This window comes from Synechococcus sp. CS-205 (genome assembly GCF_025128255.1).
Classification (GTDB): Bacteria; Cyanobacteriota; Cyanobacteriia; order PCC-6307; family Cyanobiaceae; genus Regnicoccus_A.
Genome location: NZ_JAHLZB010000015.1, coordinates 24,771 through 35,711, shown reverse-complemented (window position 1 = coordinate 35,711; position 10,941 = coordinate 24,771). Strand labels below are relative to the sequence as shown.

Here is a 10,941-nt window from a genome sequence, read left to right as displayed (position 1 = left end):
CCTTCAATGGCGGCACGGTGGTGGTGGCTGCCAGCGGCAACGAGTCCAGGCGGCAGGACTCGCCCCCCTACGAACTCTCTGCATCGGTGCCGGCCGCCGCGCAGGGGGTGATCTCCGTGGGGGCCCTGGGTGAGGGGGCCTCCGGGTTCACGGTCGCCCCGTTCTCCAACACCAATCCCACCCTCGCTGCCCCCGGGGTGAACGTGGTGTCGGCTGCCAGCGGCGGAGGTCTGCGCTCCCTGAGCGGTACCAGCATGGCCACGCCCCATGCCGCCGGGATCGCTTCAGGCGAGCAGCGAGCGGCGTGATGCTGGGTAGGTTGCGCTGGTCGGCGGCCCCGCTGCTGGCGGCCGTGGGCTGGCTGGCTTCGGCTTGCAGCGTCGTGCCCTCCCCTCGGCCCCTGCTGGTGGCGGCTGCTGTGAGCCTGGCGGATCCCCTGCGGGAGATCTCGGCAGCGGCCCCCAGTCAGTCCGGCAGTCCCGTGCAGTTTCAACTCGCCTCCTCCGGCGCCCTGCAGCAGCAGATCCTTCAGGGGGCGCCGGTGGATGTGTTCATCTCGGCCGGCAAGCGTCAGATGGACGCCCTGCAGAGCGCCGGCCTGCTGCTGCCTGGCAGCCGCCGGGAGCTGCTCAGCAATGAGCTGGTGCTCGCGGTTCCGCTCCGTTCAACACGACGAACCCTCGCCTTCCAGGATCTGGCCCGGCCTGATCTGCGCTCGATCGCCATCGGTGATCCTTCGGTGCCTGCCGGTGATTACGCCCGCCAGGTGCTGACGACCCTTCGGCTCACGGCTGCGGTCTCCCCCAGGCTGGTCCCCCTCGGCTCGGCTCGTGCCGTGGCCCGGGCGGTGGCCGACGGCCAGGTGGAGGCCGGTCTGATGTATCGCACCGATGCCCGGGCGGAAGAGGGCCTGCTGATCACCGCCGTGGCACCCGCCGGCAGCCATGCGCCGATCCGCTATGCGGGTGCCGTCCTCAAGATCAGCCCAGCCTCCGCCGCGGCCCGGGCCTACCTGCGCACCCTGGCTGAGCCTGCCGCCATGAGCAGCTTTCGCCGCCATGGTTTTGGAGTTCCTGAGCCATCCCCCCAGCCGTGAGCGCGGGCATCCCTGAGCTTTCCCCCCTCTGGCTTTCCCTGCGCAGTGCCGCTCTGGCGGTGCTGGTGGTGGCGCCCCTGGGGTTTCTCGCGGCCCGGCAGGTGAGCCGCTGGCAGGGCTCCCTCCGTGCCGGCGCCGATCTCCTGTTGCTCTCGCCCCTGGTGCTGCCGCCCACGGTGCTGGGCTTCCTGCTGCTGCAGCTCCTGGGGCCCTACGGGCCTGGGGGTGCTCTGCTGGCTCGTCTGGGGGTGGAGCTGGTCTTCACCTGGCCGGCCACGGTGGTCAGCTCGGCGGTGGTGGCCTTCCCGCTGCTCTACCGCACGGTGCTCGCGGCCCTCGATCAGATGGATCCATCGCTGGAGGCGGTGGCCCTCAGCCTCGGGGCTTCCCCCTGGCGGGTGCTGCGGGCGATCACCCTGCCGCTGGTGATGCCGGGCCTGCTGGCCGGGATCAGCCTCGCCTACGCCCGGGCCCTGGGCGAATTCGGCACCACGCTGATGCTCGCGGGCAACATCCCCGGCCGCACTCAGACATTGCCCCTGGCGATCTACGCCGCGGTTGATGGCGGCGATCGGGCGCTGGCCTGGTTCTGGACCGTCCTGGTGCTGATCCTCAACGGTCTCTGCCTGCTGTTAGTGCAGGGCTTCCAGAACCGGCGCTCGTGGCGGTTGCCTCTCCCGACCCGGCTCCCGGCGGCAGAGGAGCTCCCGGGCCCGGAGGCTGCTGGAGCGGTGGCCATCTCCGGGCCCGGGCCTGCCGGCGGGGAGAGCGGAGCGGCGCCCTTTGGCCTCGAGGTGCAGCTGGAGTGCCACCGGCCCGGGTTCCAGATGCAGCTTGGATTCAGCACCGATTGCCCTCGCCTGGCGATTCTCGGCGCCTCAGGGGCCGGCAAGAGCCTGTTGTTGCGCTGCCTGGCCGGGCTGGAGCGTCCGGATCGGGGCCGGATTCGCCTCAATGGCCGGGTGCTGTTCGATAGCGAGACGCTCGTCGATGGCCCCCTGCAACGGCGGCGTATCGCCATGATGGTGCAGCACCATGCGCTCTTTCCACACCTGAGCGTGGAGCAGAACGTGGCCTTCGCTCTGGCCGGGCTGGAGCGTCGCCAGCGCCAGCGGCGGCTGCGCACCCAGCTGGCGTCGATGGGCCTCACGGCCCTCGCTGACCGTTTCCCCCACCAGCTCTCGGGCGGCCAGCGGCAACGGGTGGCCCTGGCCCGCGCCCTGGTGATCGAGCCGGAGCTGCTGCTGCTCGATGAGCCTCTCTCCTCCCAGGACGCCTACCGCCGCCGCCAGTTGCAGCAGCAGATGATCGAGCAGCTCCAGCGCACGGGGGTGCCCTTTCTGCTGGTCACCCATGACATCGATGAGGCCTACCGCATGGCCGATGAGTTGCTGGTGATCGACGATGGCCGGCTGGTGGCCCATGGACCCCGGCAGGAGGTGTTCCAGCAGCCCCAATCGCTGGCGGTGGCCAGGCTCACCGGCTGCAAGAACATCACCCGCATCGAGCAGTTTTCCCCCCACGGCCTCTGGGCTCCGGCCTGGGGCGTGGAGCTGCGGCGCGGGCGGCCCTGGGACAGCGGCACCACCCATGTGGGTCTGCGTGCCAATCACCTGGAGCTCCGCGCCGCTGGCGACCCTGCCGAGGCCCGGATGGCCAATGCCTGGCCTTGTCGCGTGGTGGCCGTGAACGAGAGCGCCCTGAGTGTGTCGGTGTACGTGATGGCGCTGGCCGCCCGCCCCCCCCTCTCCAGCCCCCTGCAGGTGGAGGTCAGCGCCCGCGCCTGGCGGCGGCTGGCTGAGGCCGCTGCCCCGCTGATCCTCTCGATCCCCGAGTCCTGCCTGATGCCGCTGCGCTGAGCGGATGGGGCCGATGGGTGCGCGTCAGGGTTGACGGGGATCGCGCACGCCGGGCAGCCGGCCGCGGGCCAGCTGCTGTTTCGGATCGAACTGGGCCTTCACCGCCTCGATCAGCGGCCGCGAGGGGGCGTCCTCCCAGGCCGCCAGCAGGCTGGCGCTCTGCGGCTGCTGCAGCACGGTGAGCACCCCGCCGCGAGCCACGCAGCAGCGCCGCAGTTCCTCCACCCGGTACGCGGGCAGATCGGCTCCGGCCCAGCTATCCCCCAGGCCGCTGCCGGCCCCCAGCACCACCGGCAGGTCCCGCAGCACCCGCTCCGCCAGCAGCGCACTCGTCTGGGCGGGAAGCACCCCCAGGCGCAGCAACCACCCGCCGGGTTCCGGGCGGCCGAGGGCCACGGCCCGCAGGGCCTCCAGCCGTTCCGGATCCAGGGGCTGCCCGCGCAGACCCAGCTGGTCCCCCCGGGTGCGGATCTCCAGGCACTGGGCGCGCAGGGCAGCATCACTGACGCTGGCCAGCCCCAGCAGCAGGGAGTGCTGGGGATCGGCCCCGGCCTGTTTGGCCAGGGAGGGGCTCCACCAGTCGATCAGTTCGGGGGTGAGGCTGGAGCGCAGCAGCCAGCGGCGCAGCTCATCGAGGGGCGCGAGCCCCCCCTGCAGCAGCAGGCCCCGGCGCTCCGGGGGCTGGGGGCTTGTGCGCAGGGTCACCTCCGTGATCAGGCCGAGGGAACCCCAGCTGCCCGTGAACAGCCGCATCAGGTCGTAACCGGCCACATTCTTGACCACCTTCCCGCCGGCGTGGGCAGCCACACCATCGGCCCGCAGCAGGCCGATGCCGATCAGTTGGTCGCGTACGCCCAGGTAGCGCTGGCGCAGGCCCCCGGCCAGGCCACGGGCCACCAGGCCGCCCACGCTGCCGGCGCCGTTGCCGTCGGCATCGCTGCCCCAGGGCCAGTCGACGGTGAGCCATTGGTTCTCACGCCGCAGAACCTCCTGCAGCTCCCGCAACGGGGTGCCGGCCTCCACCGTCACCGTGAAATCCCCGACGGCGTGGTCAACGATGCGGTTCAGCCGCTGGGTGCTCACCACCGTGGCGGTGTCGCGCACCGGCGGTCCCCAGTGCAGACGGCTGCCGCTGCCGGCGGGCAGCCAGGGGGTGCCCTCCGCGTGCAACTCACGCAGGAGATCAGCCAGATCGTGGGGCTCAGGGGTGATCACGGCACGATGGTGCCATGGCCTCCTGGCCCTCCCCCGCAGCCGCTGGATTGAAGATCATCGTCCTGGATGACGACCCCACCGGATCCCAGTCGGTGCATGGCTGTCCCCTGCTGCTGCGCTGGGATCCCCCCACCCTCCGGCGGGCCCTGCGTGACCCCTCTCCCCTGCTGTTCCTGCTCAGCGACACCCGGGCGCTCGAGCCTCAGCAGGCGGCGGAGCGGGTGACGTCCATCTGCCGGGCTCTGCGGGGGGCCGTCGGCGAGATACCAGGCGAATCCGGCCCCGGCTCCTGGCTGCTGGTGAGCCGGGGCGATTCCACCCTGCGCGGCCATTTCCCCCTGGAGATCGATCGGATCGACGCGGAGCTCGGTCCCTTCGATGCCACCTTGCTCGTGCCCGCCTTCCTGGAGGGGGGGCGTACCACGGTGGACGGGGTGCACCTGCTCCACGGCGAGCCGGTGCACCGCTCGGCCTTCGCCGCCGATGCCCGCTTCGGGTATCCCACCAGTCACCTGCCCGCCTGGGTGCAGCACAAGAGCGCTGGCAGGCGTCGGGCCGAGGCGGTGCAGCAGATCACCCTGGCCGAACTCGAGCCGGAGAGGCACCAGGCCCTGGTGGAGCGCCTGCTCGCCCTGCGTGGCAACCCCCTGGTGGTGGTGAATGCGCAACGCACCGAGCATCTGGATGCCCTGGCGCGGGCGATCCGGGAGGTGCTGCCGCTCAGGCGGTTGCTGGTCCAGTCGGCGGCGAGCCTGTTGCAGTCCCTGGCGGCGCTGCCACCCCAGCCGTTGACGCCTGCAGAGCTGGCCCGGTTGCGCCGGAGCACGGCCCCCGGCGCCGTGCTGGTGGGATCCCATGTGCCCCTGAGCGATCAGCAGCTTCACCATCTGCTCGCCGAGCCCGCCTGCGTCGGGGTGGAGCTTCCTGTGGATCGGGTGCTGGCCACGATCCGGCGGGAGGAAGCGGATCGGGCGCTCGAGCCGCTGCGCCAGGAGTTGCAGGAGCCGCTGGAGCGTGCCTGGCTGTCGGGGCGCACGCCGGTGCTGTTCACCAGCCGTGGCGAGAGGCCCTGCCACGACTCCGGCGAGCGCCAGCGGTTGTCGCACACCCTGGCGGGCCTGATGGGTCGCCTCGGCGCGGGGCTGCCGCCGGAGTTGAGCTTTCTGATCAGCAAGGGCGGAACCACCAGCCAGACCCTGCTGCGCAATGGCCTGGCCCTGCCCTCACTGCGGCTGGAGGGGCAACTGCTGCCCGGCCTCTCGCTGCTGCGCCTGCCCGCCGAACATGCCCGCTTCCCCCGGATGCCCCTGCTCACCGTTCCTGGCAACCTCGGCCATGGGGACACCCTTCGCCAGGCCTGGCAACTGATGGACTCCGCCGGCAGCGCCGCCTGAGCTGGCGCGTCAGGCCCCGCTGGCACTGCGCAGCAGCAGCTCCACCGGATGGGCCACGGGGATCGGGCGGGTCGTGCCGTCCATGTGCTGGCGGATCTGCAGGGTGCAGCCGATGTTGGCGCTCACGGCCAGATCGGCGCCGCTGCCGCTGAGATCAGCGGCCTTGATCCGGCCCAGTTCGGCCGCTTCATCGGGCTGGACCAGGTTGTAGATGCCGGCGCTGCCGCAGCACACCCCCGCTTCCACCGCCTCCACGATCCGCACGTGGGGGATCTGGCGCAGCAGCTGGCGGGGCTGCTGGCCCAATCCCTGGCCATGGAGCATGTGGCAGGCATCGTGGTAAGCCAGGCGCAGGGGGCGATCGGCGCTGGCGGGGCTGCCGTCGCCGTGGCGCAGGGGCTGGAGCCGATCCATGAAGCCGGGGCTGAGTCCGACCCGGTGCAGGAACTCCTGAATGTCGGCCACCTGGCCGGCGAAGGCACTGCCCCGTACCGCCCATTCCGGCTCCTCCGCCAGGATCGCGTCGAGCTGCTTGAGGGTGTGGCCACAGCCGGAGGCCGCCACCAGCACCGCATCGAGGGGCTCGGGGCCCGCCGCCCGGCCCGGGCCGATCACCGCCTCGAAGCTGCTGAGCAGGTCCTTGGCCAGGGCCCGGGTCTGCTCCAGTTCCCCCTGGTGGTGGGTCATGGCGCCGCAGCAGTTCTGCTCGGGGGGGATCACCACCTCGATGCCATTGGCGCTGAGCAGCTCGATCGCCGCGCGGTTCACCGCCGGATCGAACAGCCGCTGCACGCAGCCCGTGACCAGGCCCACCCGATGGCGGCGCTGACCCTGGGCGGGGATCAGCACGGGCGCCGACGGCTGAAACGCTTCGGGTTGCAGGGCCGGCAGCAGCCGCTCCATCGCCTCCAGCTGGGGACCGAGCAGGCGGGTGAGGCCGCTGCGGCGGGCCCAGGCCTGCAGGGGGGTGCCCGCATAGAGCCGCAAGGGTTGGAGGAGTGCCCGCAGGCGCGCGGGGTAGGGGAGGAGCTGGAACAGCAGAGCCCGGAAGCTTCGTTGCCAGGGGGTTCGCAGCTCGGGTGCATTCAGCCTGGGCCGCGTGGCGGCGATCAGCTCGTCGTAGCGGACCCCGGAGGGGCAGGCCGAGACACAGGCCAGGCAGCCCAGGCAACTGTCGAAATGGCTCGCCACGGTGGCGTCGAGGCTCAGCTCGCCGCGATCAATCGCCTTGAGCATGTGGATCCGCCCGCGGGGAGAATCCATCTCGCTGCCCAGCACCCGGTAGCTGGCGCAGCTCGGCAGGCAGAAGCCGCAGTGGATGCAGGGGTCGGTGGCGACAGCGCCGGCCGTGTGGAAGGGATGGTCGGGCTGGGTGACGGTCATCGCTGGGGGCCGGGGCACTGGAGCCGTAGCTCAGGGATCGAAGTGGCCGATCACCGCTTCGGCGAAGCCGGAGCAACTGACCGGCTCCACACGGGGTTCCATCAGTCTGGCGAGGTCGTAGGTGACCTGGCCGTTCACGATCGCGGTGCTGATGCCCCGGGTGATCAGATCGGCGGCTTCCTGCCAGCCCAGATACTCCAGCATCATCACGCCGGAGAGGATCACCGAGCCGGGGTTGATGCGGTCAAGGCCGGCGTGCTTGGGGGCGGTGCCATGGGTGGCCTCGAAGATCGCCGCGCGATCGCCGATGTTGGCCCCGGGTGCCATTCCCAGGCCTCCCACCACCGCTGCGGCGGCATCGGAGATGTAGTCGCCGTTGAGGTTGAGGGTGCAGAGCACCGAGTACTCCTGGGGCCGGGTCTGGATCTGCTGGAAGATGCTGTCGGCGATGCGGTCGTCGACCAGCACCATCGATTTCCACTTGCCGTAGCCATGGCTTTCGCCGATGGCGGCCAGCACCTCCTTGACCTCGGTGTCCACGGCGGCTTTCTTCTCGGGGGTGAGGCTGTCGTAGCCGGGCTCGATCAGCCGGGCGTTGTCCTCGATGGAGAGGGAGTGGTTGCGGGCGAGGTTGTCGAGGATCCAGCTCTCCCGCTCGGTCACGCAGACGTCACGGAATTCGCTGGTGGCCAGCTCATAGCCCCAGTCACGGAAAGCTCCTTCCGTGAATTTCATGATGTTGCCCTTGTGCACCAGGGTCACGTGCCGCTTGGCGCCTTCGAGCTTCATGGCGTGCTGGATCGCCTTGCGCACGTGGCGCTGGGTGCCGGCTTTGCTCACCGGCTTGATGCCGATGCCGGAGCCGTCGGGGATACGGCGCTTGCCGAGTTTTCCGTTGGCCGGGATCACCACGTCGTTGAGGTGGGCGATCAGCTCCACGCACACCGGGTCGGTGGCCTCCCACTCGATCCCCATGTAGATGTCTTCGGTGTTCTCCCGGTAGACGATCACATCGAGGTCCTCGGGCCGCTTGTGGGGGCTGGGCGTGCCGGTGTAGTAGCGGCAGGGGCGCACGCAGCAGTAGAGGTCGAAGATCTGGCGCAGGGCCACGTTGAGCGAACGGATGCCTCCGCCGATCGGCGTGGTCAGTGGTCCCTTGATCGCCACGCCGTACTGCTCGATGGCGGTGAGGGTGTCCTGGGGCAGGTACTGGTAGGTGCCGTAGAGCTCGCAGGCCTCATCGCCGGCGAACACCTTGAACCACTCGATCCGGCGTTCACCGCCGTAGGCCTTGGCCACCGCCGCATCCAGCACCCGCTGGGTGGCGGGCCAGATGTCCACGCCCGTGCCGTCGCCGCGGATGAAGGGAATGATCGGATCGGGCGGCACCACCGGCAACCCGTTCTCGAAGCGGATGGCGGTGCCACTGCTGGGGGGGGTCAGCTGGTCGTAAGCGGGAGCTGGTGTGGACGCCATCGGCGGCAGGTAACGCGATGTGATTCCGGATGAGCGGGGTCTCCCCGTGGTCATCCGCCGACCATTTCTCGCAGCGGCCTGCGGCACGCTGCAGCATGGAATCGTTGGGTGAGCCTAGGTTCAGCCCGATCCGCACTTCTGCTCAGGGGAAACGCCATGAATGCGGCAGACCTGGCCCGCAGTCCGGAGATGGCCCGGGCCATCGCCTCCGCGGCCGGTCTGTTCAGGCGTCATTTCCCCGATGCAAAGGCCAATCTCACCCCCTGGCGTGACGACCCGGTGACCCGTCACTTCGAGGAGGAGGAGTCGGTGGACCTGGCTTTCCATTTCCCGGGCTGGAGCCCGCGGTTGCAATGCCGCAGCCTGCTGATGCAGCTGCGCCTCGCGGCGGCGCCCGCACCCGAGCAGGGACCACCGCGGCTGCTGGGGGTGGTGCTCAGCGGCATGACCTTCCAGGGGGAGCAGTGGCGGCTGGCCACGGTGGGCGACTGGTGCCCCAGTGGACCGAATCTTCCCCAGTCCGACGTGGTGGAGAAGCTGCAGCAGGTCTGCCGGGAGCTGTTCACCCTGCTGGCGCGTGACCCTGATCAGCAGGAGCAGGCCGCTTAAACCTTCGCAACCAATGCGGGACTCCCGACCACAATCAGCCCTACTTTGACTGTTCCGTACAAACAGCACCCCGGCTGAGATGGCTGTCGATCTGGCGTCCCAATTGCGCGAAGGAACCAAGAAAGCGCACACGATGGCCGAGAACACCGGCTTCGTGACCTGCTTCCTCAAGGGAGTGGTCGACAAGATCAGCTACCGCAAGCTGGTGGCCGACCTCTACTTCGTGTACAGCGCGATGGAAGAGGAGATCGGCAAGCTCAAGGGCCACCCCGTCGTGGGCCCGATCGCCAGTGATGCCCTCAACCGCCGCGGAGCCCTGGAGGCCGACCTGGCCTTCTACTTCGGCTCCGACTGGCGTCAGCAGGTGACCCCCACCCCAGGCGCGGAGGCCTATGTGGCCCGTCTGCATCAGGTGGCGGCCGAATCCCCCGAGCTGCTGGTGGGTCACCACTACACCCGTTACATCGGAGATCTCTCCGGCGGTCAGATCCTCAAGAACATCGCTCAGAAGGCGATGAATCTCGGCGATCACGATGGCCTGCGTTTCTATGAATTCGACGCCATCCCAGATGAGAAGGGATTCAAGGCCAACTACCGCACCAGCCTTGATCAGCTGCCGATCGATCAGGCCATGGCCGATCGCATCGTGGCGGAGGCCAACCATGCCTTCCACCTCAACATGGTGATGTTTCAGGAGCTGGAGGGCAACCTGGTGGCGGCCATCGGCAAGGTGCTCTTCGGCTTCCTCACCCGTCGTCAGCGCACCGGGAGCACCGAAGCGGTCGCGGCCTGAGCCAGGGCCAGGCTGCGTCAGAGTCAGCCACAGCCCGCCCATTTCCCGTGCGACCGCTCCGATTTCTGCTGCCCGGAACCACCGGCAAGTTCCGCTGCGGAGGCCTGCAGGTCGAACTCCAGTCGATCCGGCTCACAGCCGGATTGAGGCCCACCGAGCTGGTGACTTACCGCCAACGGGAAGCAGGCCGTCCGTTCCTGGACGATCTGCTGCGGGATGAATCGGCTCCGGGAGCCGCCCTGTGGATCGTCAGCTGGGGCTTCGATGTACCCCGCCTCCTGCGCCGGTTGCGCGGCCGGCCCGTCGCCTATCACGCCCACAGCAGCGGTTATGGCTTTGACCTCCCCCACGGGGTGCCGGTGCTGGCCGTGAGCCGCAACACCCTGGGCTACTGGGGAGATCGGGCTCCCCGCAACCCGCTGTTCCTGGTGCCCAATGCCCTGGAGCCCCAGTGGCGTGATCAGGGCCTGGAGCGCGACATCGATGTCCTGGTTCAGGCCCGGAAAACCAGTGCCTATGTGTTGCACCAGCTCGTGCCCGCCCTGCGGAGGCGGGGCCTTCGTGTCGAGGTGCAGCAGGGCTGGGTCGATGATCTGGTGGGCCTGTTCAACCGAGCCCGCGTTTACCTCTACGACTCCGCTGATTACTGGCGGGGCCGCGGGGTGACGGAGGGCTTCGGCCTGCCGCCCCTGGAGGCGATGGCCTGCGGATGCGTCGTGTTCAGCAGCCTCAATCACGCCTTGGCCGATCTGATCGACCCCGGGTCGGTGGGCCACCAGATCGGCAGCGGCACCCTGGCGGCTGATCTGGAGAGGATTGAAGCGGCGGCGGCCGATCCCGCCTCCTGGCGCGCTGACCCCGCCCAGCTGGCTCTGCGCCTGACTGAGAGTTGCGAAACCCGCCTGCAGGAGCGCTGGCAGGGGGCTCTCGAGGAGATTGACGGCCACTGGGATCGGCTTCAGAGGAACAACGCCCCAGCCGGCCCTTCTCCTGCTCTGGAGGCTCTGCGGTCCCCACGGCTCTGGCAGTTGCGCTGGCGGCAATGGCTGGCGCGCCTGCGTCGCCTCCTGCTGTCCTGATCGATTTCTCGCTGCTGGGGCCTGCGTATCGTTCGGA

At 69.6% G+C, this 10,941-nt stretch carries 10 protein-coding genes; 7 read left to right on the top strand and 3 right to left on the bottom strand.

All coding sequences use genetic code 11. From position 1 onward, the window contains the following. The 3 genes from KQ297_RS03755 to modB form a co-directional block, all read left to right on the top strand. The coding region (locus tag KQ297_RS03755) for a S8 family serine peptidase (RefSeq protein ID WP_311133979.1) at nt 1–308 on the top strand (308 nt) is incomplete at its 5' end. Next, nucleotides 308–1,096, top strand: a complete 789-nt coding sequence (gene modA, locus KQ297_RS03750; RefSeq protein WP_259738238.1) for a molybdate ABC transporter substrate-binding protein — start codon at nt 308–310, stop codon at nt 1,094–1,096. The genes KQ297_RS03755 and modA, both read left to right, overlap by 1 nt. Then, a complete protein-coding gene (modB, locus tag KQ297_RS03745; RefSeq protein ID WP_259738237.1) occupies nt 1,093–2,955 on the top strand; it encodes a molybdate ABC transporter permease subunit in 1,863 nt (620 codons plus the stop codon). The genes modA and modB overlap by 4 nt, the downstream gene beginning before the upstream one ends. Nucleotides 2,956–2,979: 24 nt before the next feature. Here the strand turns inward: modB and KQ297_RS03740 are convergent, their stop codons facing one another. After that, a complete protein-coding gene (locus KQ297_RS03740) occupies nt 2,980–4,170 on the bottom strand; it encodes an FAD-binding oxidoreductase (protein ID WP_259738236.1) in 1,191 nt (396 codons plus the stop codon). Between the two features lie 14 nt (nt 4,171–4,184). On the opposite strand from KQ297_RS03740, the gene KQ297_RS03735 reads away from it, so the two are divergent. Next, complete coding sequence (locus tag KQ297_RS03735; protein WP_259738235.1) at nt 4,185–5,564, top strand: four-carbon acid sugar kinase family protein; 1,380 nt, start codon at nt 4,185–4,187, stop codon at nt 5,562–5,564. Between the two features lie 9 nt (nt 5,565–5,573). On the opposite strand, the gene KQ297_RS03730 is transcribed toward KQ297_RS03735, so the two are convergent. Together KQ297_RS03730 and KQ297_RS03725 are read right to left on the bottom strand one after the other, a co-directional pair. Continuing rightward, a complete protein-coding gene (locus KQ297_RS03730; protein ID WP_259738234.1) occupies nt 5,574–6,947 on the bottom strand; it encodes a (Fe-S)-binding protein in 1,374 nt (457 codons plus the stop codon). A gap of 30 nt (nt 6,948–6,977) precedes the next feature. Beyond that, entirely contained in the window at nt 6,978–8,423 is a 1,446-nt protein-coding gene (locus KQ297_RS03725; RefSeq protein ID WP_259738233.1) for an NADP-dependent isocitrate dehydrogenase, read from the bottom strand. A 156-nt stretch (nt 8,424–8,579) separates the two neighbouring features. Here KQ297_RS03725 and KQ297_RS03720 point away from each other — a divergent pair, with 156 nt between their 5' ends. The 3 genes from KQ297_RS03720 (at nt 8,580) to KQ297_RS03710 (ending at nt 10,904) form a co-directional block, all read left to right on the top strand. Then, nucleotides 8,580–9,032: a hypothetical protein gene (locus KQ297_RS03720; protein WP_259738232.1), complete on the top strand. Its 453-nt coding sequence runs from the start codon at nt 8,580–8,582 to the stop codon at nt 9,030–9,032. 79 nt (nt 9,033–9,111) lie between these two features. Then, nucleotides 9,112–9,825 (top strand): heme oxygenase (biliverdin-producing), encoded by a 714-nt coding sequence (locus KQ297_RS03715; RefSeq protein ID WP_185466829.1) that lies wholly within the window; start codon nt 9,112–9,114, stop codon nt 9,823–9,825. A 47-nt stretch (nt 9,826–9,872) separates the two neighbouring features. After that, complete coding sequence (locus KQ297_RS03710) at nt 9,873–10,904, top strand: glycosyltransferase (RefSeq protein ID WP_259738231.1); 1,032 nt, start codon at nt 9,873–9,875, stop codon at nt 10,902–10,904. Nucleotides 10,905–10,941 lie beyond the last annotated feature (37 nt).